This window comes from Brevibacterium ammoniilyticum (genome assembly GCF_038429965.1).
Lineage (GTDB): Bacteria > Actinomycetota > Actinomycetes > Actinomycetales > Brevibacteriaceae > Brevibacterium > Brevibacterium ammoniilyticum.
Window position 1 is genome coordinate 174,386 of the sequence record NZ_BAABNP010000004.1, and the last position, 25,608, is coordinate 199,993.

The window sequence follows — 25,608 nt, forward strand, 5'->3', positions numbered from 1 at the left end:
ACGTGCCGGGGCTGACGAGAGCTCAGGCGTCCATGACGGGGTTGGCGAGCACGCCGAGGCCGCTGACGGCGATCGCGACGCGGTCGCCGGCGACGATCTTCCCGACACCGGCGGGGGTGCCGGTGAGGATGACGTCGCCGGGCAGCAGGGTGATCGTCTCGGAGATGTGCTCGATGAGGGTGGGAATGTCGAAGATGAAGTCGGCGGTCGATCCGTCCTGCTTGATCTCGCCGTTGACCCACGAGCGGATGCTCACATCGTCGACGTCGAGTTCGGTCTCGATCCACGGCCCCAGCGGGCACGAGGTGTCGAAGCCCTTGGCCCGGGTCCACTGGGTGTCCGACTTCTGCAGGTCGCGCAGCGTGACGTCGTTCGCCGAGGTGTAGCCGAGGACGTAGTCGAACGCGTCCTCCGCCTTCACGCCCTTCGCGACTCGGCCGATGATGACGGCGAGTTCGGCCTCATAGGAGACGTGTTCGCTCACTGCGGGCAGGCGGATGGGGTCGCCGGGGCCGATAACCGCGGTGTTCGGCTTGAAGAACGTCACCGGGGTCACGGGGACCTCGTTGCCGAGCTCGGCGGCGTGGTCGGCGAAGTTGCGGCCGACGCCGACGACCTTCGAGCGCGGCAGGATCGGCGAGAGGAGGCGGACATCGTCGAACTTCAGCCGCTCCCCCGTCGACTGGGCGGGCGCGAAGAAGGGGTCGGAGTCGAGGACGGCGAGGCTGAGCCCGGAGGTGTCCCACTCCCCGTCCTCGATCGGGGGGACATCGCCTTCGACGACTCCGTAGGCGGGTTCGTCCTTGTGCACAAATCTCGCAATACGCATGGTGCCCAGTCTAGTGGTCGCCGTGCTCCCCGAGTGCGAGCGTGCCGAGGCTGCGATCGGCTCGCGCTATCGTGACAGCATGACCACGGTGCGGATCATCGGCGGCGGCATCGCCGGTGCGACTCTGGCGGCGACTCTCAAGCGTCCCGACTGGACGGTGACCGTCCACGAACGCCGCGCGCAGAGAACCGACCTCGACACAGCCTTCGCTCTCTTCCCTCAGGCACTCCGGGCCCTGCAGCCGTCGGGCCTCCGCCCGGCGGTCGAAGCGGCGGGAGTCCGCATCGACGCCGCACAGATCCTCACCGCCGAGGGCCGACCGCTTCTGAAGCCTCCCCGGCTCGGCGCGCTCATGATCGGACGCGCCCGCCTCCACTCGCTTCTGTCCGCCGCCCGTCCGGCTTCGACGGTGTTCAACCTCGGCGAGGTGGACGCTCCAGAGGACCTCGACGCCGATGTCCTCGTCGGAGCCGACGGTGCTCGCAGCATGGTCCGCCGGACGACCTGGGGTGCCAGGTCGGCTCCCCGTCGCCCGCCGCTCACGGTCATCCGCGGGGTCGTCGACGCCGACCTCTCGAACGGTTCGGTCACCGAATACTGGGGCGAACGCATGCTCTTCGGCATCACACCGCTGCCGGGTGGGCGGACGAACTGGTTCACGGCGTTCCCGGAACAGCGCTTCGCCTCCGTCGCCGACGGCCTCGACCATCTCCGCACGGCGGCTCGGGTCCTCCCGGACCGGGTCACCGCCGTCGTCGATGCCGCGACCGTCGAGCAGTCCGTCATCAGCGGCATCCACCTCTCCCGCCCCCTGCCCTCCTTCGTCCGCGGTCGAACGGTGCTCATCGGCGATTCCGCCCACGCGATGCAGCCCAACCTCGGACGGGGCGCGTGCGAGTCGATCATCGATGCCGCCGCGCTCGCCGAACTCCTCAACTCTCATCCACCGGAGCGCGCGCTCTCCCTCTACCGTCGCCGCCGACTCCTCACCCCGCAGCTCATCCGCGAGGCCGCCGGCGTCCTCTCGCACGTGGCCCTCGCCGGCGGACGCGCGGCCCGGTTGCGTAACCGGGTGCTCACGACGATCGCTCGCAGCTGATCCGGGGCGCCGGTGGGCCAGGCCGCCGACGGGCCGGGCCGTCCTGAGAGACTGGGGTCATGGACCATTTCGACCTTGAGGCGATCGGCGCCGGACTCCCTGCCGCGGCGCTCATCGACCGCCTGCCGGCCGACCCGTTCCCGCGCCTCGTCGTCGAAGCCCCGCCGGGCACCGGGAAGACGACGCTCGTGCCCCCGCTCATCGCCGAGCATCTGCGCATGACCGCCGGGCATCTGCGCGCGACCGCCGGCCCTGACGCAGGGTCGGGCCGGATCATCGTCACCCAGCCCCGACGGATGGCCGCCCGCGCCGCGGCGAGGCGCCTGGCCCAACTGACGGGCACCCGCCTCGGCGAGGAGGTCGGCTTCACGGTCCGCGGGGAGTCGACGACCTCGGGCCGCACCCGGATCGAGTTCGTCACGACCGGGGTGCTGCTGCGGCGGATGCTCGCCGATCCCGAACTCGCCGGGGTCTCCGGCGTCATCCTCGATGAGGTGCACGAACGCCACCTCGATACCGACCTCACGTTCGCGATGTGCCGGGAGCTGACCGAGCTGCGCGAGGATCTCAGCCTCGTCGTCATGTCCGCGACCCTCGACGCCGCCGACTGGGCCGCCCGACTGGGCACCCCGGACCGGCCGGCACCCGTGCTCGCCCTGACCGCGGCCACCCATCCGCTGCGCATCGCCTGGGCGCCTCCGCGTGACCGCGCCCTCGATGCCCGTGGGGTGCGCCGGGACTTCCTCGACCACCTCGCGCAGACGACGGTGCGCGCACTCGAGACGGCGCCGGCGGATACGGGAACGGCCGGGGACGTCCTCGTCTTCGCCCCCGGGGCCCGCGAGGTCGAGGAGATCGCGGCACGGATCACGTCACTCCTCACGCGGACCGGGGACGAGGTGAGCGTGCATACGCTCACCGGGCGCACCCCTGCGAAGGAGCAGGACGAGATCCTCCGGCCCCACGGTGCCGGCTCCGGCGAGATCGATCCCGGTCGGCGAGTCATCGTCACCACCTCGGTGGCGGAGTCGGCGCTCACGGTGCCGGGAGTGAGCATCGTCGTCGACTCGGGTCTCGCGCGGGGTCCTCGGCTCGATGCGAAACGGCGCATGTCGGGACTCGTCACCTCCCGCGAATCGAAGGCCGCCGGCATCCAGCGCTCGGGGCGGGCGGCGAGGCTCGGCCCCGGGGTGGCATATCGCTGCATGTCAGAGGCCGATTGGGCGTCCCTGCCCGAGGCGGCACCGGCTGAGATCGCGAGCTCCGACCTCACATCGGCACTCCTCGACGTCCTCGTCTGGGGCGGCGATCCGGCCCTCCTGCCCGATCCGATGCCTCCCGTCGCCCTGCGCCTCGCGGTGTCGAACCTCGTCGGGCTCGGGGCCGTCGAGGTCGCGGCCGTCGATGGCTCGGACGGCCTGATCGGCGACGTCCGGCTCAGCGATCTCACCGTCACCGAACTCGGGCGCGCGATCGCCCGGGTTCCGGCCTCCGTGTGGTCGGCGCGCGGGCTCCTCGACGGTGCGGCAATGCTCGGGCCTCGTGCCGCCGCCGAGGCGGTCGCCGTCATCGAATCCGACCGCCGCTCCCCCGGCGCCGACCTCACCACGGTCCTCCGGGACCTCCGAACCTCCCGCGACCGCCGGTTCGCCCAGGACGTCGACCGGTTCACCCGCATCGCGCTCGATCACAGCGGGCCTGCGGAGGCCGCCAGCGCCGGCCAGCGCGCGGGCGAGCGCCTGCGCGCCGATGACCTCGGGCTCGTCGTCGCCCTCGCTTTCCCTCACCAGATCGCCCGGCGGCGCAGCGACGCCGAGGCAGACTACCTGCTCGCCTCCGGCACGGCCGCCTCCCTGCCGCGGAACTCCTCCCTCGCAGGCAGTCAGTGGCTCGCGATCGCCGAGGTGGGGCTCGCGAACGGGCGCCCGATCATCCGCGCGGCCGTCCCGATCGATGCGGACACGGCCGAACTCGCCGGTGCCGGCCTGCTCACGACGACGGAGACCGCGACATTCGCAGGCAAGGTGCGCGCGGTGCGGGAGACCCGCCTCGGCGGGATCACCCTCACCTCGACCCCCATCACCGCCAGCCCGGAGCTGGCGAGGGAGGCCATCGCCCGGTCGGTCGAGGAGCGTGGAGCCCGCGAGGTGCTGACGCCCAGTCCCGCGTTCGAGCAGCTGCGGGCGAGACTCGGACTGCTCCGGCAGGTCTACGGGGAGCCGTGGCCGGACGTGCGGTGGTCGCATCTGGCGCACACTCTCCCGCAGTGGTGTCCCGAGGCCCTCGACCGGATCGCGCGCGGAGCCGATCCCGGTGCCGTCGACCTCGTCGGGGCCCTGCGGTCCCTGCTGCCGTGGCCGCAGGCGTCCCGGCTCGAGGAGCTCGTGCCCGAAGCGATCGAGGTCCCCACCGGTTCGCGCATCCGCCTCGACTACCCTGATCCCGATGCGGCCGACGGTGCTCCTCCCGTCCTCGCCGTCAAACTCCAGGAGGTCTTCGGGTGGACCGAGGCACCCCGCGTCTGCGAGGGCAGAGTGCCCATCGTCCTCCACCTCCTCTCCCCCGCACGCCGACCGCTCGCGGTGACGAGCGACCTCGCCTCGTTCTGGGTGAACGCCTACCCGCAGGTGCGGGCGGAGAACCGCGGCCGCTATCCCAAGCATCCGTGGCCCGAGGATCCGCTCACCGCGCCCGCGATGCGCGGCACGAAGCGGTCTGGGACAATGGGACGGTGACTTCGACCCTCATGCCCGCCGACCGTGCGGCAGGTCCTGACCCGGCCGCCGACCGCGGGACCGTGCTGCCCGCCGCCGTATGGCGCGGGCTCGTCGCGGACCATGAGACGCAGATCGGGCAGCGCACCGATGCCCATGCGGCCCGGCGGCTGGCCGGGCAGAAGCACCCCGTCGAGGACTTCCTCTTCACGTACTACCCGTTCAAGACCGGGCAGCTGAAGAAATGGAATCCCGGAGCCGGGATCCGACTCGAACTCGAGACCGACGAGGACCGCGCCTACGTCGACCGCCGGTGGTATCGCACGACCGGCAACCTCACCGAGGTGGACCTTGAGTCCTGGTCGACCGACCGCGGAGATGGGGCGAGGTTCATCGCCTCGCTGCTCGCCTCGACCCTCGACCGGGAGGCGAACTTCGGGTGCTTCGGCCTTCACGAATGGGCGATGGTCTACCGGATGAGCGAGGACGAACGCCGGCACCAGCAGGTGCCGCTGCGGCTGAGCCCCGCGGAGACCGATGCCGTCGTCGAACGCCACCGCATCCAGTGCTCCCACCATGATGCCTTCCGCTTCTTCACCGCCGCGGCCCGTCCGCGCAACACCCTCCAGCCGACCCGGGAGGGCATGGTCGGGGCCGAACAGCCCGGGTGCCTGCACGCCGGGATGGACCTCTACAAGTGGGCGATGAAGATCGGCCCGATCGCGCCCTCGGCGCTCGTCGTCGACTGCTTCGACCTCGCCCTCGACATCCGCACCCTCGACATGGAGGCCTCGCCCTACGATCTGCGCGGCTGGGGCTACGGGGTCGTCGCGATCGAGACGGCGGCGGGCAAGGCCGAGTACATGGAACGTCAGCAGAACTTCTCCCACCGCGCGCAGGCACTGCGCCGGCGTCTCCTCGCGGCGCTCGCGGCCGCGAACGTCCACCCTGCCTGAAGGTGGACGCCTGAGCACGCCCAGTGTTCCGGCCGGCGACGGTTCGGGTGGCAACGGCCCCAGCCGACGACAGCCCGGCCGGCGACGGTTCCGTCACACGCCGAAGCCCGGAGTCCACGACTCGGTCAGCTGCGAAACACCTGGTCACCACCGCTAGGATGCCCGGGTGCGCGCAATCATCGTCGATCAGTTCTCCGCCCGTCCGCAGCTGCGGGACCTTCCCTCACCAGGTGCCCCCGACCATGGGGTCGTCATCGCCGTCGAAGCCACCGGGGTCTGTCGCAGCGATCATCATGCCTGGTCAGGCCATGATTCGACGGTGAGCCTGCCGTACGTGCCCGGTCATGAGTTCGTCGGACGGATCACCTCGGCGGGGTCGGAGGTCACAGACTTCACTCTCGGTCAGCGGGTGACGGTGCCCTTCGTGTGCGGGTGCGGGACGTGCCGGTGGTGCACCTCCGGCAATGCGCATGTCTGCCCCGACCAGACGCAGCCGGGCTTCACCCACAACGGCTCGTGGGCCGAGGAGGTCGTCGTCCACCATGCCGACGCCAACCTCGTCGCGGTCCCCGAGGACCTTCCCGCCGCCGCACTCGTCGGACTCGGTTGCCGGTTCGCCACAGCCTTCCACGGACTGCGTGTGCGGGCCCGGCTGATGCCGGGTGAGACGGCGGCCGTGTTCGGCTGCGGCGGGGTGGGGCTGTCGGCGATCATGATCGCCCGCGCCCTCGGCGCCCGGGTCGTCGCCGTCGACATCAGCGACGCGGCTCTCGAGCGCGCCCGAGAGCATGGGGCGCACGTGTGCGTGAGCGCATCAGGGACCTCACCTGCGGAGCTCTCCGCCGAGGTGGTCGCCCGGGCCGCAGAGATCTCCCCGGCCGGGGTCGCCGTCACCGTCGATGCGCTCGGTCTCGAGGACACGGTCGCCGCGGCGATCGGTTCGCTCGCCCCGTTGGGTCGGCATGTCCAGATCGGGCTGCTCACCGTGCCGCCGATGCTCGACCTCTCCCGGGTCATCGCGCTCGAGCTGTCCGTGCTCGGCTCCCACGGAATGCCGGCGGCCGACTACGGGGAGCTCGTCGATCTCGTCGCGGACGGCAATCTGGCCCCGCAGGATCTCGTCACCGACACGATCGGCCTCGCTCAGGCGCCCGCCGCGATGCTTGCGATGGATGCTCCCGGGCAGGCGCCGGGGATGACGATCATCGACCTCGGCCGGTGACGTCCGACCACGGCCGGTGACCTCCGACCTCGGGACGTGACCTGAGCGTCTCAGACCATGACGGCGAGGACGACCGAGGTCTCCTGCCCGGGCCAGCGGCCGAGGAGGAGTCCCGCCTCAGCAGCTGCCGGGGTCGAGTCGAGGGTGAGCTCACGGAGCATCTCGACGTCCCCGGCCCCGGGCAGGGGGCCGGTGCCCACGGCATGGGCCACCTCGGCGATCTCGTCGATCCGGTTGCCCTCGTCGTCGACGCGGTACTGCTTGGCGGAGGTGCCGGCGGTGGCGATCGTGTGGTCGAGCCGCTGCCGGAAGACGGGATCGCCCATGCCGGCGTAGACCCAGCGTCGACCGAGGACGGAGTGCTCCATCGTCGACACGAGGGCCGCCTCGGCGCTCTCGAGCGGGGCACCGCGGTAGGACAGCGGGACCTGGAGGACACGATCGCCGGCCCGGACGATGTGGACTTCGAGGCCGACCTCGCCGGCGGGGTCGTCGAAGCGGTAGGCGGAGACCTTCTCGAGCGGGGTCGCGTCGAGGTCGATGTCGGCCGCCCAGTCCTGGCTGCGCAGCCAGTCGGCGATCACCTCGAGCTTGCCTGGGGTGAGCTCTGCGTCGTAGATGTCAGCCATGTCGTCTCGCGCCTTCCTGGGTTCGCTGCGGCTTACGCCTTGCGGGTGCCGGGGATCCATTCCCCGTCGACGATCTCGTAGTCGGCGAAGATCGCGGGCGCTTCGGCCTGCATGATCTCTCCGATCTTGTTGAACACGAGGCGGATCTCCTCCTCGGCGCCCTTCGCGGTGCGCATCTCGATGACGTGGCGCAGGGAGCGGAGGTTCGCGGTGTAGACGATGCCCGTGGCCAGGCCCTCGGGGGCGAAGCGGCGCATGAACGAGGTCATGTGCTTCTTGTGCGCGAACTTCGTGCCCTCCTCGTCGAGGCCGAAGTGATCGGCCATCCACTTCTGGTGCTCTTCGAGGGTGTCGAGGACGGACAGCGAGCGCTCCATGAGCTCGGGATCCTCGCGTGCCCACTCGGGGAACCAGAACGGGATGTCGGCGAGGCGGACGTAGCGCAGCGATTCCTGCGAGAACGCGGATCCGGCGCGGTGGCGGATGAGTTCGTGGGTGAGCACACGGGAGACGTTGTGGAGGACGAACGTGAAGTTCGCATGCTCGAGGACGGAGCCGTGCTGGGAGGAGATGACGTTGCCGAGGTAGGACGCCGAATCCGTGCGCACCCGGGAGACGTTCGGGTTGAGTCCCGGCTCCCACGACCGGTAGCACATGCGGCCGGAGAACTCGAGGAGATCCTCGGCGTCCGGGGACTCCGCTTCCTCGACCCTGTCCGCCCACGAGGTGCCGCCGACCTCGTCGAGGTACGCCCTCATCGCCTCCCAATCGATGCTGGGCTTGGCGAGCAGTTCAACGGACGGTTCGACCTGGCGCATGGCTCTCCTTGGAGGACGGTGAGGGTGTGCGTCCCAATCCTACAGAGTCCCGGGTGCTCCCACCGAGTCCCCCTTGCTCCCTGATATTCCCTGGTCCTCCTACTCGGGCTCCGATTCCTCGGGCGGCATCCGGTTCGGCCGCATCCGGAGTGCCAGCAGCACGCCACCGCCGCCGAAGAACACGACGCCGACGGCGGCAAGGACGGTGAGCACGGACGGCGGCACCAGCGTCGAGCCGATCTGCACCCCCATGATCGCGAAGCCGACGATCGCCGCGCACGCTGCGGCGAAGGCGAGACAGCCGATGATGAGCAGGCGCAGGCGAACTCGCATGCTCATCGACGGCAGCCGCATCAGCCCGGCGAGCAGACACGCGCCGAAGAAGAGGACCACGACGATCGCGAACAGCTCGCCCGTGAGCGCGAGCATCGCGCCGAGGACGACGAAGACGGAGGAGACGATGATGAGGGCGAGCGCGCTGCGCAGCTCACTGCGGGCACGACGCTGTGCGGGACTGCGACGGTTCCGCTTGCCGACCATGGCGCCCAGCATAGTCGGACTCGGGTGAGCGCCCGTCAGGTGAGCGGCCGGGTCAGGTGAGCGACGTCGTCGGCAGGGTCGTCTCCGTCTCCCCCGTGATGAGGGAGGCGTGGGCTCCCGCCGCCTCGGCGATCACCGAGGTGACTGTCCCGTCCTCGATGACGGCGGCGGCGCCGTCGTCGATGGCCAGTCCCGGTGAGGGCAGTGCCCCGGTTCGCATCCAGTCCCGGAAGGACTCGGCGCGGCCCTCCTCACTGTGGAAGTGCGGGCACGCGCTGCCGGGGACGAACCCGAGCCCGTCGTGCAGTGGGGCGAGCGGTCCGAAGGAATCGGTCGAGGACCCCTCGAACCAGCAGTTCGCGCCCGCGCTGATGCCGGCCAGGACCGTGCCCTGTGCCGCGGCCTCGCGCATGGTCCGGTCGACCCCGTGCCGACGCCACAGGGCGAGGAGGTTGACCGTCGAGCCGCCGCCGACGTAGACGAGGTCCATGCTCAGCAGCATCGACGGGTCCGCATACGCCCAGGGACTCTGCCCGAACAGGGAGAGGACATGCGTCTGCGCACGCCCGGCGAAGGCGGACTCGAAGCGTTCGCTGTAGTCACGACTGTCGCCCGAGGCAGTCGGGACGAAGCACACGCGCGGCGGAGCCGGACGGTGAGGATGTGCGGCTGCCGCCCGGCGACCCGCGAGGTCGAGCAGCCAGTCGTCGACCGCCGACTCGCCGGTCTCCGACATCGAGAATCCACCGCCGCCGAGGGCGACGATCGTGCCGCGGATCGCCCCGGTCATGGCACGCGGTGGGTCCATGCCTCGGTGCCGAACTTCTCCGCGACGAGTTCGCGGGCACGGTCGAGTTCAGCGTCCGTGTAGGTGTCCGGGCTCGCACCGTAGCGATCGATGAACGTCGTCGCCATGGTCTCGATGATGTCGGCCCGGGACTCGCCTGTCTGGCTGCGCAGCGGGTCGACTCGCTTCTTCGCACTCGCCACACCCTTGTCGGAGATCTTCGCCTGGCCGATGCGGAGGATCTCGACCATCTTGTCGGCGTCGATGTCGTAGCTCATCGTTGCGTGGTGGAGCAGCGTCCCGTCCCGCAGCCGCTTCTGGGCGGCTCCGCCGATCTTGCCCTGGGTCGAGGAGATGTCGTTGATCGGCTTGTAGAACGCCTCCACTCCGAGGCTCTTCAGGGCTGCGAGCACCCACTGGTCGAGGAAGACGTAGGACTCCTGGTAGTCGAGTCCGGCGACGAGGGAGGGCGGGACGAACATCGAATACGTGATGCAGTTGCCGCCTTCCATGAACATCGCTCCTCCGCCGGAGATGCGGCGGACGACCTCGACGCCGTACTTCTCAACGCCTTCGGGCCGGATCTCGTTGACGTAGGACTGGAAGGCGCCGATGACGGTGGCGGTGTCGTCCCACTCCCAGAACCGCAGGGTCGGCGCCCGGCGTCCCGCCGAGACCTCTTCGAGGAGGACCTGGTCGAGGGCGACGTTGACCTGCGTGGGCAGGACCTCGCCGCGGATGATCTGCCAGTCGAAGTCGGTGAAGTCCGCGGCCGAGCCGAGCGCGCGCCGCACGACGGTGGCGACGTCGGCGGTGGAGAAGCCGTGCATCGCCAGCTCGGAACCGTACTTCGCCAGGGCTGCGTCGAGGCGGTCGCGCAGCTGGGTGTTGTCCGCGGTGACACTGGCGCCGATGAGGGCGGGCGCGAGATCGAAGTAGGCGTCTTCGGGTTCGAGGAAGAAGTCGCCGGAGATCTTCAGATCGGTGATGACCTGGCCGTCTGTCTCGACGTCGGCAACGACGAGTTTGCCGCCGATGACCTTGTATTCGGCGTGGAAGTCCTGGGTCTCATTCGTCATGGCTCCACGCTACGCCGCCGCCAGGAGCCCTGCCAGTGAACCTGCTCACTCCCCTGTCAGGGCCTGCGCACGCCGGCGGATCTGCGGCCTCACTCCCCGGTCAGGGCGTTCCAGAGGAAGCGGTAGCTGAGCGCGCGGACGAACGCGGCCTGCTTGTTGTCCGAGGCCGCGGAGTGCCCGCCCTCGGTGTCTTCGAAGAACCACACGTCGGGCACGCCCATCGACTGCATGCGTGCGGCCATCTTGCGTGCCTGGACAGGTCCCACGCGGTCGTCGGAGGTCGCGGTCCAGAACAGCACCGGCGGATAGTCGACGTCGCGCCTGAGCAGATGGTAGGGCGAGAAGTGCTGGATGAACGCCCAGTCCTCGGGCACGTCCGGGTCACCGTACTCGGCCTTCCACGAGTACCCTGCGCTGAGCTTCGTGTACCGGCGCATGTCGAGCAGCGGCACCCCGCAGGAGACGGCGCCGAAGAGCTCCGGGTACTGCGTGAGCATGTTGCCGACGAGCAGGCCCCCGTTCGATCCGCCCGCACACCCGAGGTCTTCGGTGCGGGTGACCCCGCGGTCGATGAGGTCCCGTGCCACGGCCGCGTAGTCCTCGTACGCGCGCATCCGGTTCTCCCGCATCGCCGAGGTGTGCCATTCGGGTCCGTACTCGCCGCCGCCGCGGATGTTGGCGAGCACATAGACCCCGCGTCTGCCGGCGGGGATGTCGTGACCGCGGCCGACACCGCGGCCTTTCGTCTCGCGGGTGAGCCAGCCGAGGCCGACGACCGGTGAGTAGACCGGGGTGCGGCTGACCTCGAAACCGCCGTAGCCGTCGAGCAGGGTCGGGTTGTTGCCGTCGAGGGTGAGGCCCGCCTCGGCGATCTGGAAATAGGGGATCCGGGTGCCGTCGGCGCTGGTGGCGAAGTGCTGTTCGACGGTGAGCCCGTCGGCGTCGAAGAGCGCGGGAGAGGTCTTGATGACGGTCGTCTCGCCCGGTTCGGAAGCCTCATCGAGGCTGTCGGACGACCCGCCGAGGTTGCCATAGGAGAGGGTCGACGGGGTGAGGAAGCCGGTGCTCACGAGCCAGAAGTCGTTGGCTGTGGCGTCGTCGTCGGGGTCGACCGGGCCGAAGCCGACCATGTGGTTCGCGGGGACCCCGGGAAGCGGGGTGGAGGCGAAGTCCTGCTGGGGGTCGAGGACGAGGAGCTCGGACTGGACGTCCGTGAGGAGTTCGAGGACGAGGTGGTCGCGGGTCCACGACCATGAGCGCAGTGCCGTGTGGGCGTCCGGGGAGAAGATCAGCTGCGGGCGGATGGTGCCGGCCTTCACCTCGGCGGTGGGGGCTGCGGCGAGACCGCCGGCGGGGACGACGATGTCGCCTGCGTCCCATGCCGACTGCGGGCGGAAGAGGACGAAGTCGTCATCGATGCCCACCGAGACGTCGGTGGGGACGTCGATGTCGATCCACGCGGATTCCCACGCCGAGGCGGTGGTCGGCAGGGTGCCGTCGGCAGCGCGCAGGTCGTCGAGTTCGATGAAGCTCGTCCGCGAGTTGAAGAAGTCGATGGCGTCGACGGCAACGACACGGTCTCGGGTGCGGCCGTTCGGCGCTCCGACGTCGCTGCCGACGAAGACGGCGACGTGGTCGCGGGGCACCTCGGCGACGATGGGGGCGGTGTCGATGACTTGGCCGCGCCCAAGGAGGCGGGCCTGACGCGGATAGGACGAGGTGGTCAGCGAGTCCGGTCCGGTATCGGTGGCGACGAGGATGGTGTCGTCGTCGATCCACGCGAGCCGGGTCTTCGCGGTGGGGATGTCGAAGCCGCCGTCGACGAAGGTCTTCGTCTCGAGGTCGAATTCGCGGACGCGGTGGGCGTCACCGCCGTCCGGGGAGAGCGAGATCAGCGCACGGGTGTGGTCGGGGCGGCGCACGGTCGCACCGGCCCACACCCATGGTGTGTCCTCGGAGCGGGCGAGGTCGTCGACGTCGAGGAGGATCTCCCAGTCGGGACTGTCGGTGACGTAGCTGTCCCAGGTCGTGCGGCGCCACAGTCCCTTCGGGTGCGATGTGTCCCGCCAGAAGTTGTAGAGGTGGTCCCCGCGCTTGGTGACCATCGGGATGCGGTCGTCGGAGTCGAGTGCGGTGAGGATGTCCTCGGACATCTGCTCGAAGAGGTCGTCGCGGAAGCGGGCGAGCGTGGCCGCGTTCTCCTCCCGGACCCAGTCGAGTGGGGCGTCGCCGTTGATGTCTTCGAGCCAGAGGAACTCGTCGTCGAGGTCGGGTGCCTGGTCATGGGATTCTGCCGAAGCGCTGTGCATGATCCCATCCTGCCAGGTCGTCAGGTCTGCTGCGGCGGGCGGTACATGACGAGCCCGGGTTCCCCGTTGGGTGCCTGCGGGCCGTGGCCGATCGCCGTGAAGCCGAGGCTTTCGTACAGTCGCCTGGCCGGGCTGTCGATGTCGTCGGTCTGGAGCCAGCAGCCGTAGCCGGAGATGCCGCTCAGCCAGGTCTCCAGCGTGCGGCGACCGAGTCCGGCAGTTCGGAGGTTCGGGTCCCGGGCGAGGAGGTTGAGCGCGAACGTCCATTCGATGACGGGGGCGGTGTCGCCGAGGCGGTCCTTGAGTTCGTAGGCCCAGTCGTAGTCCTGTTCGGCCCATGCCCAGAAGTGTCCGTAGGCGAGGGCGCGCAGCCGTCCGTCGGCCGTCGAGCGGGCGAGGGCGGCGAGCACCTGGCCTTTGCGCACGGAGGCTTCGTAGACGTCGGCGAAGAGAAGTGCGTACTTCCGGTCTTCGTTGAGCGGCGGCTCTGCGGCAGCTGCGCCGTAGAGGTCGCCGACCTCGGACGGCGGCGGCAGGACACCGTACACCCCGGCCGCCGATTCGACCGGTTCCCAACGGTCGCCGAGCCCGCCGGGAAGTCCCCAGACGAGTTCGACCGGTTGGATCATGTCCACGGCCCTGTTGGTGCCGGCCCCGGAATGGTCATTCATATGTCCAGCTTAACGACTTGGGTAGTCGAATCACTGAACAGAAGGCGAACTGGTGCCGTGGAATTCCTCACGATGCACTCCGCCGGTCCCGATGGGGCGCGCACTCTCACTGTCAGTCGGCGGCAGCGAGCTCGCTCCGCAGTCGCAGCTCGACGGGACTGTCGTCGTCGGTATGTGGTCGAGTTGAACGATTTCCGGCGCGTCGTCTGCGGAAACCGCCTCCGGATCGCTGACCTCGGGCGGATCGAGCCGGTCGAGCTGACGCCGAGGGTTCCGCGCGGTGCCGGAGGTGCATTCCGAGCATCGATCCATCGATGAGAATTCGAGCATCGTGCGGTAGGGACGTCGTCTCCGCAAGGACGACCACCGGCCGGGAGTGCTGATCGTCGACGCCAACACCGCTTTGGTCCTCGGCGCCGTCAGTGTGCTGATCGTCGACGTCATCAGAGGACGATGCGGGCGGATCGTGTCGGTCCGGCGGGCGAGAGAGCGCAGAGCTCTCCTCGGGTTCCCGTTCGTCGGGCCGGCGGTCTCCCGGAGCTCGAGCCGGGGCGTCCGACAACGAGGCATCCCGAGAGGTGCCGGTCCATCGCGCATCTCCGGGCCGGGAGTCGATCGGGCGCGTGTTCACGGTGTAGCGGTGACCCGTCGGAGTGGTGACCGACAGCCGGGTCGCGGTGGCCCGGTGCCGCCAGCCGGGCAGCTCCTTGAGGAGGTTGCATGCTGCGCACAGACCGGAACCGTTGTCCCAGCTGGTCGCCCCGCCGGCAGCGCTGGGCGTGGCGTGGTCGACGTGCCTGATCGTCGCCTCGCACCAGGGTGTGCGACAGACGTCGTCGCGCACGGTGATCATGCGTCGGAGCAGTCCGGTGAATTCGCGACTGCGCGAGTCCATCTTCACGAGTTGGCCGTCGGTGGGTCGTGTGTAGAGCCGCCGGAGGAACTCGGCGCTGTCGTTGTCGGAGATGAGCGACTTCGCCGACCCGGCGGGGATCGACCCGAAGCCCGGCAGCCAAGCGGGTTCGTCGCCGTCGTCGAACATGGTCTCGTCATTCATCACGAGGAGGACTTCGAGCGGAATCGCCGACGCGCTGTCCTGACCGGTGATGCGCTCGACGAGGAGATCAGCCATGCTCTGCTGTTGCGTGCAGCCGTTCGACTCGCCGGTTCCCACGCGTGCGGCAGCAGCCTTCGAGAGATTCGCATAGGCGGCGACAGCCTGCGGCATCGGCAGGAAGGCGGTGAGGTAGGCCATGTTGCCGGGTGCCGGTCGCACGCTCACGCACCGTTCCGTCGTGGCGTGGTCGAGGTGCTTGACTGCGGCAACCTGGTCGAGCTTCTGCGCCAGGGCTCGGACTTCGCTGCCGAGGCGGCGGACACCCACCTCGGCGAGGCGGTCGGACATGCGCTCATCGAGCTGTTGCCGCTTCTCGCGGGGCAGCCACGAGGACTCGGTCGCGACCGTCCGGGCCTTCTCCTCGGAGATGGATCCGGCGGACAGTGCCGCGTAGGTGCGCGGCAGGTCCATGAGCAGAGCACGCGAGAATCCGACGAGCTTCGCTCCGCGCGCCCGCGAGACCTTGCGGGCGAGTCCGATCTCCGCTCCGACGCCGCGGCCCTGCTTGTCGCTGGGCACCCCGTCCTCGGCTTCGCGGTTGCGCCGGTGCATGTCGAAGGTGAGGGTTTCGCGCGCCTGGGCGGCTGCGGCTGCGGAGGTGAGCTCCTCGAGCGCCGTGATGCGGTCGATCGCTTCCGACTCGGTGCGTGCGGGAGGCAGATCGGCCAGCGCGTCGCGCCAGCGGACGATGTCCGCGATGACGTCTGAAACCGACTCTGCTTCCATGACACTCACACTAGACCTCGGCACTGACACGAGATTTCGAACGCGGTCCTCCGACGCAGTTCGAAGCGGATCGTCCCTGGTCACTCGGCTGAAACATCTCTGAGCCGAATGCTGAAGCACCGAGGAATGCGTCACGCGAAGAACTCGAGTGGCGGGGTTCCTGAGGAGGTGCCCAGTCGTCATTCGGCACGGTTCTCCGCCAGACGTACGACGCGACGTCAGACGAAGCAGCCGACGCAGCCCGCGGCCGCGTCGCTCGGGGCAGGGGCCGGACGTTCGGGTCCGGCTCCGCCGCACCAATTCCTCAGGTGAGCTTCTCCCCGGTCGTCTCTCGTGCGAGCACGGCCATGAGCACGACCGCGACGACGACGAGCACCCCGGTGAGCGCGAAGGTCGGCACGAGCCCGAGCACCGGCCACATGTAGGCGCCGAAGACCAAGGGGGCGATGCCGGTGGCGATCCGCGACGCCGCCGACGCCCAGCCGAACCCGGATCCGCGCAGCCGCGTCGGGTAGAGCTCGGAGACATAGGTGTAGAGCGTGGGAATCGCGATCTGGATGACGAAGCCGAAGCCGATGACGCTCGCCTTCGCAGCGAAGCTCAGCTCCGAACCCGAGGCTTCGATGAACACGGCCACGCAGACGAGGAGCACCGCCGAGGCGATCGCAGTGACCCCGAGCACCCACTTCCGGCCGAACCGTTCGACGACGAGTGCGGAGACGATGACGCCGAGGATGCCGACCGCTGTCATCGACCCGGTGACGAGGAACGCCGCCTGATCGCCGAGCCCCTGCTTCTTCAGGATCCCCGGCAGCCATGTCAGTGCCGCGTAGTAGACAAGGAGGACGGAGACGAAGAGCGCCCACGACACCAGCGTCGTCTTCGCCGAGTACTGCCAGAGTTGCACGAGCTGACCGCTGGCAGCCCGCAGCTGCCCATTGACGGAGGTGATGACACCACCAGAGGAACCGACAGGAGTGCTGCCTGCGCCGAGGTTGTCCGCCGTCGGCGGTCCCGTTTCGCCGAGGCTGTCGGCCGTCAGCGGTCCCGCTTCGCCGAGGCTGTCCGCCGTCAGCGGTCCCGCCGAGGCGGGAGCGTCGTGCGTCCATTCGCGCACGTCAGCCCCGGTGCGTTCGACGAGCCGGGAGATGATCGCGTCCGCCTCGGCGTATCTGCCGACGGAGGCGAGGTAGAGCGGGGATTCGGGGATCCCGAAGCGCACGGCGACCGTGAGCAGGGCCGGAACGATCATGACGAGCATGATGAGCCGCCAGTCCCCCATGGTCAGCAGCCAGGCGGAGACGAAGGCGCACAGCGAGGCGCCGATCGGCCACCAGCCGTCCATCGCGGTGAGCACGCGGCCGCGGTGGCGCTTGGGAGTGAACTCCCCGACGAGGGCGTAGTCGACGGGGATGCAGCCGCCCAGCCCGAATCCGGCGAGGAAGCGGAAGACGATGAACCACGTGAACTCGGGCGAGAACGCCCCGGCGACGGTGAAGATCGAGAAGACGAGCAGCGTGAGGGTGAAGGCCTTCTTGCGTCCGATGACGTCGGCGATACCACCCCAGATGAACGCGCCGAGGGCCATGCCGATGAGGTTGGCCGTCGCGATCCACGCGGCTTGGCCCAGGCTGAGGTTCCAGTGCTCGCTCAGCAGCGGGATGAGGAACCCGTTGAGCGCGACGTCCCAGGCGTCGAACATGAAGCCGAGGCCGCCGATGATGAAGATCGCACCCTGGGTGTTCCACTTCCATGGCAGGTTGGCGATGACGTCGGACGCGGTGGGCGTCGAGGTCGAGGAGGCTGCAGTCACGAGCACACATTACAACGTTTAACGCACTTCCGCGCAAAAACATTGCTTCTAGCGTAAGTGCATCCGAACAGCAGAATGGTGGGTTCCGCTCGAGTATCGGCGATCATTCGAGCACAACCCACCATCGAGGCGGTCGGGGCAACGTCACAGCGCAGCGTCACCCACCGGCGCCGACGCACAGCGCGCGGCAACGTCAGCTTCCGGCCACCCGCCCCACAGACCTCAGGCCAGGCGGACGAGCCAGTTGTGCGTGTCCTCGACCCGGCCGTACTGGATGTCGAGCAGGGCCTTGCGCAGGGCCATCGTCTTCTCCCCCGGGGTGTCCCCGTGGTCGATCGTGAAGTCGTCGGAGACGAGCTTGCTGATCGGGGTGATGACGGCGGCGGTGCCGCACGCGAAGGCCTCGACGATGTCGCCGCTGGCCGCGCCCTCACGCCATTCGTCGATGGTGAGCTGACGCTCGACCGGCTCGAGGCCGAGTTCCGGAGCGAGGTCGAGCAGCGAGCGGCGGGTCACACCGTCGAGGATCGTGTCGCTGAGCGCCGGGGTGAGCAGCTGCCCGTCCTTGGTCACGAGCATGAGGTTCATGCCGCCGAGCTCGTCGATGTACTTGTGCTCCTCGGCATCGGTGAAGAGCACCTGCTGGCAGCCGTTGTCCGCGGCTTCCTTCTGCGCGAGCAGCGAGGAGGCGTAGTTGCCGCCGCACTTCGCGAAGCCCGTTCCGCCCGAACCGGCACGGTTGAGGCGCTTCGAGAGCCAGATCGACACCGGCTTGATGCCGCCGGCGAAGTACGGTCCGGCCGGCGAGGCGATGACGTAGTAGTCGACCTCATGGCTGGCCCGCACGCCGAGGAACCGCTCCGAGGCGATCATGAACGGACGCAGGTAGAGGCTCGACTCGTCGCCGTCGGTGCCCGGCGTCGGAACCCAGGCCTCGTCGGTCGACACAAGGGCCTTCAGCGAGTTGATGAAGTCCTCTTCGGAGATCTGCGGCAGCGCAAGCCGCTCGGCCGAGCGGTTGATCCGCGTCGCGTTGCGCTCGGGACGGAACGTCCACACCGAGCCGTCAGCGTGACGGTAGGCCTTGAGGCCCTCGAAGATCTCCTGCGCATAGTGGAACACGGCGGCCGCGGGATCGAGCACGAGCGGACCGTACGGCTTGACCTGGTGCGCCTGCCACCCGTCTTCGTTCGTGTACCGGATGTGCGCCATGTGGTCGGTGAAGTACTGCCCGAAACCGGGATCCTTCTTGATGTCCTCGCGCACCAGCTCGGGCTGCGGCTGGATGTTCTTGAGGATGGCGAATTCAGTCATCAGTGCTCTTTCGACGTGTGTGAGGCGTAACACGTCTCAGGGTAGTCGATCCCCTCCGCCCGCGCGCACCGGGGGTCCGCCTTCCCGACGCCTGCGCATTCCCTCGCCGAGGCGGCCGCCGCCTCACCCCAGTCGCGCGGCGATCGCGTCGCCCACCTCGGCGGTGGACCGCTTCGCGTCCCCGCGTTCGGCGAGGTCGGCTTCGACGGCGGCTTCGATCGACTTCGCGACGTCGTCGAGGCCGAGGTGGGCGGCCATGAGGGCACCGGAGAGGATCGAGGCCGTCGGGTCGGCGATCTGCTTGCCCGCAATGTCCGGGGCCGAGCCGTGGATGGGTTCGAAGAGGCTCGGGGCGGTGCCTTCGACGTTGAGGTTGCCCGAGGCGGCCAGCCCGATGCCCCCGGTCACGGCGGCGGCGAGGTCGGTGAGGATGTCGCCGAAGAGGTTGTCGGTGACGATGACGTCGTAGCGCTGCGGATCGGTGACCATGTAGATCGTGCACGCATCCGTGTGCTCGTAGTTGACGGCGACCTCGGGGAACTCCTCGCCGACCTTCTCCACGACCCGGCGCCACAGGTGGCCGGCGTGGACCATGACGTTGTGCTTGTGGACGTAGGTGAGCTTCTTCCGCCGCGACTGCGCGCGTTCGAAGGCGTCGCGGACGGCGCGTTCGACGCCGTACCACGTGTTCACCGAGACCTCGGTCGCGACTTCGTGCGGGGTGTCGGTGCGCACGGATCCGCCCATGCCCGTGTACGAACCCTCGGTGCCTTCGCGGACGACGACGAAGTCGATGTCCGGTCGCGCCGCGAGCGGGGATTCGACACCGGCGAAGAGCTTCGCCGGCCGGAGGTTGACGGCATGGCCGAGGCCGAAGCGCATCTTGAGGATGACGCCGCGCTCGAGCACCCCGGAGGGCACGCTCGGGTCGCCGCACGCGCCGAAGAAGATCGCGTCATGGCTGCGCAGCGATTCGAGCTCCTCGTCGGTGAGCGTCTCGCCGGTGGCATGCCAGCGCTTCGCGCCGACCTCGTAGTCGGTGAGCTCGAGTGCGACAGGCTCCCCGGAGACCTCGATCGCCCGCTGGAGGACCTTGAGCCCTTCGGGGACGACCTCGGTGCCGATTCCATCGCCGGGCATGACCGCAATTGAGAACGTCTTCATGCCGCCAGACTAGAGCTCATCTCATTATGCAACTACGCCGTCCTACTATATGGACAAGCGGCGGGGCGGGGCAGGCAGCGTGCGCAGGACCTGCGGACCGCCTCGGCGGATCGATGATGCCACACACTGCGACGTGGACAATTTCACGTCCCAATCTTGGACTCCGACTACACAATCCTCGGTCGACCGACGAAAATGGAGGTCAGCCGCCGCGGTCGCTCCGGCCGCGGTCGACTCTCAGCCGCCGCGGTCGCTCTGCCGGTCGATCGCGACCGCTGACTCGCCGACTCACCGCTTCCGAGAGAAAGTCGATCCTTGACAGACACGATCCGCAATCGTCGCGCCGCTTCCCTTCCCGCCAAACTCTCCCGCTCGTGGCTGCTCGTCAACGCGGCGAAGGCGGACATCTTCGCGCGGGCCCAGGCCTCGGAGGCCGATTCGGTGATCTTCGACCTCGAGGCCTCGGTCGCCGAGGACAACAAGCTCGAAGCCCGCGACAACGTCGTGCGCGCCCTCGAATCCGGCATGTCGGCCTGGGTGCGGATCAACAAGATGGAATCGGAGTTCTGGGACGACGACCTCGCCGCCGTCGCCACCCTGCCGGGGCTGCGCGGCGTCATGCTGCCCGAGACCGAGCGCCCCGAGCAGGTCTCGTACTCCGCAATGCGCGCGAAGGCCGGCCTGCCCGTCATCGCCCTCCTCGAATCCGCCCGCGGAGTGGAGAACGCGACGAAGATCGCCGAGGCGCCGGGCACCTTCCGCCTCGCCTTCGGCACGAACGACTTCCGCAAGGACACCGGCTTCTCCGGCGATCCGATGGCACTGGCCTACGCCCGCTCGCGGCTGACCATCGCCTCGCGCATGGGCGGTCTGCCCGGCGCCATCGACGGCCCTTCGGCCGCCGATGCCAGCGATGAGCAGGTCCGCAAGGACGCCGACGTCACCCACATGATGGGCATGACCGGCAAGCTCGTGCTCAACGTCGACCAGGTCAATGCGCTCAACGAGGCGATGAGCCCGAGCGAGGACGAGCGCACGTGGGCCCGCCAGATGCTCGCCGCCGCCGAGGGCGGAACCGAGATCACCGACGGCTCGTACCTGCCGCGTCTGGCCAGGGCGAAGAAGATCGCCTCGCTCGCCGACACCTACGGTCTCTGGAACGCCTGATCCGCCCGCCCGCAGACTCCTCTCGCCCCATCGTCCCCCTGCCCAGCTGGACGCTGTGGGCGACCCTGCCGGCCATGACGGTGGTCCTCGGCTTCGGCCTGTGGCTGCGCCTGAGCGGCACCGCGGGCACCGTCGTCGACGAACGCTGGCTCCACCTCGTCGGCCTCGACGTCGGTTCCGTGCCGTACTGGATCGCCGTCACCCTCGCCGAGGTGGGCGGGGCCAACGGTGCCATGATCTGCACAGGTCTGGCTGCCGCCCTGCTCGTCCTCCTGCGCCGCTTCCGCGCCGCGGTCGTCCTCGTGACGACGATGCTCCTCGGCGTGGCCCTGTCCGAGATCATCAAAGCGCTGGTCATGCGGCCCAGACCGCACGACCAGCTCTATGACTCGCTCGGCTTCTCCTACCCGTCGGGGCATGCGATGGGGGCGACGGCGCTCGCGATGAGCCTTGCGCTCATCGCAACCCGCGCGCACATGGACCGCAGCGCCGATCCCACCCGGTGGAGGTTCCGCTGGCCGTTCGCGCTGGCGGCGGTGTGGATCCTGGCGATGATGTGGTCGCGCACAGCTCTCCAGGTCCACTGGCTCACCGACACGATCGCCGGGGTGCTGCTCGGGCTCACCGTCGTCGTCCTCGCCGATGCGTTCTGGACGGTCATCGCCGCGCGGACCCGGCTGCCCGCCCTGCGCCGGTAGTTCGGCGGCGGCGGCTCGGCGCGTCCGGCCTGTTCAGCTCCGGACGTCGAAGCGCGCGCCTTCGGGCTTCGAGGCGAAGAACATGAGGATGAGCACGATGAGCGAACCGACGAACGGGATGAGGATGAGGAAGATCATCGGCCCGGGCATGTTCGCGTCGTGGAGGCGGCGCACCGTGACGGCGAGGAAGGGCACGATGACGGCGAGGAAGACGAGGAACAGCAGGACGAGGCCGATGATGATGAGCGTCGCCGCAGGGGCATGGTTCATGATGCCCGGGGACTGTTCGAAGGTCACCGCTTCGCCGTTCGCATCGACGCCGAGCTCGGTGACCTTCGGGTTGGCCGCCGCCCAGGCGGTGCCGATCGACACGCCGACGATGACGAGGATGTAGGGAACGAGCGTGAGCACGGCGACGAGCAGGTAGGACCACCAGAACTCGCTGCGCGATGCCCGACCGGTGAAGGTCGTGTACTTCTTGAAGAACCGTCCGGCGGCCTGCTTGAGGCTCGCGCCCGGCAGCGGCTGGGAGAGGTCGCCGAGGCCGTTGGCGGAACGGCGGGTCGGTGCGGTCGAGGACTGAGGGGACGGTGCTGAGTCGGTCATGGGTTCCTCCGTGGTGTGCTCGCAGGCGCGGTGACGCGCACGCACATCACCGGACCGGCGATGGTCTGCGCACGACGATCGTCGTGCGCAGACCATCATAGGCGGTGACCCGCGCCTGAGCGGTGACCCGCGCGGTTCAGTCCTCCTGCACTGAGACCGCTCAGTCCTCCTGCAGCGAGACCGCGGAGAACGCCGAGGCGTTGACGGCCCCGGCCACGGTCCGGACGACCTCTTCGGGCACAGCCGAGTCGACGGCCATGACCGAGAGCGCCTCATTGCCTTCGTCCGACGGCGAGACCTGCATGCCGGCGATGTTGATCTCGTTCGCCCCGAGCGCGAGGCCGAGCTGGCCGATGATGCCGGGACGGTCCTCGTAGCGGAAGATGAGCAGGTTGTCGGTGAGCTCGATCTCGAGGTCGAAGCCGTCGACCTCGGTGAGCTTCTGGACGAGCTTCGGCCCCGTCACGGTGCCCGCGACCGTGATCCGCTGACCGTCGCCGGTCGTCGCGGTCAGGCGGGTGATGTTGCGGAAGGACTCGCAGTACGGATCCGTGGTGAGCTCGACGCCGATCCCCCGCTCCTCGGCGAGCAGCGGGGCGTTGACGTAGGAGACCTGGTCGGACACGACGTCCTTGAACAGTCCCTTGAGCGCCGAGAGCTTGAGGACGGAGACGTCCTTGTCCGCGATCTCGCCGTTGACCTCGACCTTGAAGTGCGTGACCGAGGACTCCGCGAGCGCGTTGACCACGCGCCCGAGACGCTCGGCGAGCGGGATGCCCGGACGGACGTCCTCGTGGATCGCACCGCCGGCGACGTTGACCGCATCGGGCACGAGCTCCCCGGCGAGCGCCTTGCGCACGGACTTCGCAACCGCGACGCCGGCCTTCTCCTGGGCCTCGGCAGTCGAGGCGCCGAGGTGGGGGGTGACGTTGACGGCGTCGAGCTCCATGAGCGTCGAGTGCTCGGGCGGTTCGACATTCCACACGTCGATGCCGGCCCCGCCCACGGTGCCGGCGGCGACCGCCTCGGCGAGGGCCTCCTCATCGATGATGCCGCCGCGGGCGACGTTGACGAAGCGGGCACCGGGCTTGGCCTGCGCGAACTGCTCGGTGCTGATCATGCCGAGGGTCTCCGGCGTCTTGGGCATGTGCACGGTGACGAAGTCGGAGACCGCGAGCAGACCCGGCAGGTCGAGCACCTCGACGCCCATCTGCGCGGCGCGGGCCTGCGTGATGTAGGGGTCGTAGCCGACCAGGCGCATCCCGAAGGCCTTCGCCCGCTCGGCGACGAGTCCGCCGATGCGGCCGAGGCCGATGATGCCGAGCGTCTTCTCGTAGAGTTCGACGCCGGTGAACTTCGAGCGCTTCCACTCCCCCGCCTTGAGCGAGGAGTTGCCGGCGCCGAAGTACCGGGCGGAGGCGAGGATGTGGGCCATCGTCAGCTCGGCGGCGGAGATGATGTTCGACGTCGGGGCGTTGACGACCATGACGCCCGCCGAGGTGGCAGCGGGGACGTCGACGTTGTCGAGTCCGACTCCGGCGCGCGCGATGACCTTGAGCGACTTGGCTGCCGCGATCGCCTCGGCGTCGACCTGGGTGGCCGAGCGGACGAGGATGGCATCGGCGTCGGCGATGGCGGAGAGAAGCTGGGAGCGGTCAGCGCCGTCGGTGTGACGGATCTCGAAGTCGCCTCCGAGTGCGTCGATGGTGGCCGGTGACAGGTTTTCGGCGATGAGCACAATGGGCTTGGGCACTGGTTACTCCTTAGGGATCCGGGACGGGTTCATCCTATGAGAGTGAGTGAAAGCTTTCACAAAGTCTCAGGATCTGGGAACGTCGTCCGGGAGCCGAGAGAAGTGGTCCTCCCCGCGCTCTCCGCGCGCGTCCCTCAGAACCCGTTGGGCGAGTACGGCATCCGGCCGAGGCTGAACATCGCGCTCGCCTGCACGGCGGCCCCGGGCGTGTTCTCCTCGATGCGTCCGGCGCGGACGAGGATGACGGGGTCGGCGCCGCCGAAGTAGAGGGAGCCGAGTTCGGCGATGCCGAGGCTGAGGTCGGCCGGCGTCGACTCCGAGGCGGTCTCGACGATCGCGTTCTCCCCGTCCGCGGTGATCCGGAACTTCCCTCCGGCCAGCTCCTGCGGATCGTCGATCTCGAGCACAAGCTCGCCCGCGACGTACCAGGGCCTGGCCTCGAGTGCGGCCTTGACATCGAGGATGCGGATCCAGATGTTGTCCTCCGTCGACGTCGTGCGCACCCGCCGGGAGTCCGTGAGCAGCCACGGCAGCGGCGAGTCCTCGGCGGATTCGCCGAACGTCACCCGGCTCGAGAGGTCGATCGCTGCGAGGAACGACCACAGGGAGGCATAGGCCGCATCCGTGGCGGCGACGAAGTCGATGAGCTCGATCGTCGGCGGTTTGACCGACCAGCCGGCGAACTTGTAGGACACATAGCCGTCGGGTTCCCCGTCCTCACCGAAGTGGAGGGCCGCCCGCACCCCGCGGTCGGCCTCCCCGGTCTCCGGGTTGAGATCGCCGGTGGCGCGTTCGATGTAGGTCTGCTGCCGTTCCATGGCCCCGGGCGAAGTGCGCATGAACTCGCCGTAGATCTTCGGGGCGAGCTCGCGCAGGACGCTCGGCAGGCACATCTCGACCCGCCGGTCGGGTTCGCGGATCATCTGGAAGCCCGGCGAGGTGTCGACCTCGATCGCATGCGACCACGTCGCGACCCCGAAGCCGTACCGGGAGTAGATGCCGCCCTCGGTCGCGGTGAGTGCGGCGAACGGGTAGCCGGCGGCCTTCGCCTCGGCGAGGTCGGTCGTCATCATCGACCGCAGCAGACCGCGCCTGCGGTGCGTGGGCCGCACCGTCACCCACGTGATGAGGTGGGCCGGGACGAGCCGGCCGCCGCCGACGTTGACGAGCTTGTCGAACCACGCGAAGGTCGCCACGGGGATATCGGCGCCCAGCGCGTACTCGTATTCGCTGTCCGCATAGACCGCGGTGAGATGCCGGCCGTCGTCGATCGCGCGCTGGACGCGGTTCTTCAGCGCCGCCTCGGTGGACCGGGAGTCGTGGAAGCCGACGCTCGTCGAGGCGAAGTAGCCCTTCGTCCGCTCGTCCGGTTCGCCGGTCGCGGCGTCGAAGGCGGGGGTGAAGCTCTCGAAGCGGTAGTTCGTCACAATGTCGCCTTCCTCGTCGACCGGCCTGCCGTTCCCTGCCTGCGACTCTAGCACCGGCACGCTGACCTGGACCTTGTCACGGAACTTCATGACTTTGCACAGAGGACGATCAGGCGCATAATTGTTGAGCAGTTCGGCGATCCCGGACGCACGCCCACCGACCGTCCGAG

At 69.0% G+C, this 25,608-nt stretch carries 21 protein-coding genes; 6 read left to right on the forward strand and 15 right to left on the reverse strand.

Annotation, left to right across the window (positions count from 1 at the left end):
* Window positions 1-22 precede the first annotated feature (22 nt).
* Window positions 23-829 carry a fumarylacetoacetate hydrolase family protein gene (locus AAHA49_RS06450; RefSeq protein WP_342037660.1) on the reverse strand — a complete coding sequence of 269 codons (807 nt, stop codon included), beginning with the start codon at window positions 827-829 and terminating at the stop codon, window positions 23-25.
* Between the two features lie 79 nt (window positions 830-908).
* Between AAHA49_RS06450 and AAHA49_RS06455 the strand changes: the two genes are divergently transcribed.
* From AAHA49_RS06455 to AAHA49_RS06470, 4 genes are all read left to right on the forward strand, one after another.
* On the forward strand, window positions 909-1,928 hold the full coding sequence (locus AAHA49_RS06455) for an FAD-dependent monooxygenase (RefSeq protein ID WP_342037661.1): 1,020 nt from the start codon (window positions 909-911) through the stop codon (window positions 1,926-1,928).
* Between the two features lie 59 nt (window positions 1,929-1,987).
* Window positions 1,988-4,663: an ATP-dependent helicase HrpB gene (hrpB, locus tag AAHA49_RS06460; protein ID WP_342037662.1), complete on the forward strand. Its 2,676-nt coding sequence runs from the start codon at window positions 1,988-1,990 to the stop codon at window positions 4,661-4,663.
* Window positions 4,664-4,674: 11 nt separating this feature from the next.
* On the forward strand, window positions 4,675-5,598 hold the full coding sequence (locus AAHA49_RS06465) for a 3-methyladenine DNA glycosylase (RefSeq protein WP_425286504.1): 924 nt from the start codon (window positions 4,675-4,677) through the stop codon (window positions 5,596-5,598).
* Between the two features lie 166 nt (window positions 5,599-5,764).
* Entirely contained in the window at window positions 5,765-6,820 is a 1,056-nt protein-coding gene (locus AAHA49_RS06470) for an alcohol dehydrogenase catalytic domain-containing protein (protein WP_342037664.1), read from the forward strand.
* A 50-nt stretch (window positions 6,821-6,870) separates the two neighbouring features.
* Here AAHA49_RS06470 and AAHA49_RS06475 read toward each other — a convergent pair whose 3' ends face one another.
* The 11 genes from AAHA49_RS06475 to AAHA49_RS06525 all read right to left on the reverse strand — a co-directional run bounded on the left by AAHA49_RS06475 (window position 6,871) and on the right by AAHA49_RS06525 (window position 19,787).
* Window positions 6,871-7,449: a CG0192-related protein gene (locus AAHA49_RS06475; protein WP_342037665.1), complete on the reverse strand. Its 579-nt coding sequence runs from the start codon at window positions 7,447-7,449 to the stop codon at window positions 6,871-6,873.
* 32 nt (window positions 7,450-7,481) lie between these two features.
* Window positions 7,482-8,267, reverse strand: a complete 786-nt coding sequence (thyX, locus tag AAHA49_RS06480) for an FAD-dependent thymidylate synthase (protein ID WP_339392597.1) — start codon at window positions 8,265-8,267, stop codon at window positions 7,482-7,484.
* A 99-nt stretch (window positions 8,268-8,366) separates the two neighbouring features.
* Window positions 8,367-8,807: a hypothetical protein gene (locus tag AAHA49_RS06485; protein ID WP_342037666.1), complete on the reverse strand. Its 441-nt coding sequence runs from the start codon at window positions 8,805-8,807 to the stop codon at window positions 8,367-8,369.
* A 52-nt stretch (window positions 8,808-8,859) separates the two neighbouring features.
* Window positions 8,860-9,615 carry a Type 1 glutamine amidotransferase-like domain-containing protein gene (locus tag AAHA49_RS06490; RefSeq protein WP_342037667.1) on the reverse strand — a complete coding sequence of 252 codons (756 nt, stop codon included), beginning with the start codon at window positions 9,613-9,615 and terminating at the stop codon, window positions 8,860-8,862.
* Complete coding sequence (gene lplB, locus AAHA49_RS06495) at window positions 9,594-10,673, reverse strand: lipoate-protein ligase small subunit (RefSeq protein ID WP_342037668.1); 1,080 nt, start codon at window positions 10,671-10,673, stop codon at window positions 9,594-9,596. Before lplB ends, AAHA49_RS06490 begins: the two co-directional genes overlap by 22 nt.
* A gap of 89 nt (window positions 10,674-10,762) precedes the next feature.
* Complete coding sequence (locus AAHA49_RS06500) at window positions 10,763-12,982, reverse strand: prolyl oligopeptidase family serine peptidase (protein ID WP_342037669.1); 2,220 nt, start codon at window positions 12,980-12,982, stop codon at window positions 10,763-10,765.
* A 20-nt stretch (window positions 12,983-13,002) separates the two neighbouring features.
* On the reverse strand, window positions 13,003-13,653 hold the full coding sequence (locus tag AAHA49_RS06505; protein ID WP_339392602.1) for an N-acetyltransferase: 651 nt from the start codon (window positions 13,651-13,653) through the stop codon (window positions 13,003-13,005).
* Window positions 13,654-13,765: 112 nt separating this feature from the next.
* Window positions 13,766-15,496 carry an HNH endonuclease gene (locus tag AAHA49_RS06510; protein ID WP_342037670.1) on the reverse strand — a complete coding sequence of 577 codons (1,731 nt, stop codon included), beginning with the start codon at window positions 15,494-15,496 and terminating at the stop codon, window positions 13,766-13,768.
* Window positions 15,497-15,800: 304 nt separating this feature from the next.
* Entirely contained in the window at window positions 15,801-17,309 is a 1,509-nt protein-coding gene (locus tag AAHA49_RS06515) for an MFS transporter (RefSeq protein ID WP_342037671.1), read from the reverse strand.
* Window positions 17,310-17,531: 222 nt separating this feature from the next.
* The gene (locus AAHA49_RS06520; protein WP_342037672.1) at window positions 17,532-18,623 is read right to left on the reverse strand and encodes a branched-chain amino acid aminotransferase; all 1,092 of its coding nucleotides are present in this window, start codon (window positions 18,621-18,623) and stop codon (window positions 17,532-17,534) included.
* Between the two features lie 123 nt (window positions 18,624-18,746).
* A complete protein-coding gene (locus AAHA49_RS06525) occupies window positions 18,747-19,787 on the reverse strand; it encodes a 3-isopropylmalate dehydrogenase (RefSeq protein ID WP_342037673.1) in 1,041 nt (346 codons plus the stop codon).
* A 315-nt stretch (window positions 19,788-20,102) separates the two neighbouring features.
* Here AAHA49_RS06525 and AAHA49_RS06530 point away from each other — a divergent pair, with 315 nt between their 5' ends.
* Window positions 20,103-20,954 (forward strand): HpcH/HpaI aldolase/citrate lyase family protein, encoded by an 852-nt coding sequence (locus AAHA49_RS06530; RefSeq protein WP_339392607.1) that lies wholly within the window; start codon window positions 20,103-20,105, stop codon window positions 20,952-20,954.
* A 74-nt stretch (window positions 20,955-21,028) separates the two neighbouring features.
* Window positions 21,029-21,652, forward strand: coding sequence for a phosphatase PAP2 family protein (locus AAHA49_RS06535; RefSeq protein ID WP_342037674.1), 624 nt, complete (start codon window positions 21,029-21,031; stop codon window positions 21,650-21,652).
* A gap of 33 nt (window positions 21,653-21,685) precedes the next feature.
* Here AAHA49_RS06535 and AAHA49_RS06540 read toward each other — a convergent pair whose 3' ends face one another.
* The 3 genes from AAHA49_RS06540 to AAHA49_RS06550 form a co-directional block, all read right to left on the reverse strand.
* Entirely contained in the window at window positions 21,686-22,258 is a 573-nt protein-coding gene (locus tag AAHA49_RS06540) for a DUF805 domain-containing protein (protein ID WP_342037675.1), read from the reverse strand.
* A gap of 160 nt (window positions 22,259-22,418) precedes the next feature.
* Window positions 22,419-24,011 carry a phosphoglycerate dehydrogenase gene (gene serA / locus AAHA49_RS06545; RefSeq protein ID WP_339392610.1) on the reverse strand — a complete coding sequence of 531 codons (1,593 nt, stop codon included), beginning with the start codon at window positions 24,009-24,011 and terminating at the stop codon, window positions 22,419-22,421.
* 134 nt (window positions 24,012-24,145) lie between these two features.
* Window positions 24,146-25,528 (reverse strand): GNAT family N-acetyltransferase, encoded by a 1,383-nt coding sequence (locus tag AAHA49_RS06550; protein ID WP_342037676.1) that lies wholly within the window; start codon window positions 25,526-25,528, stop codon window positions 24,146-24,148.
* Window positions 25,529-25,608: the final 80 nt, after the last annotated feature.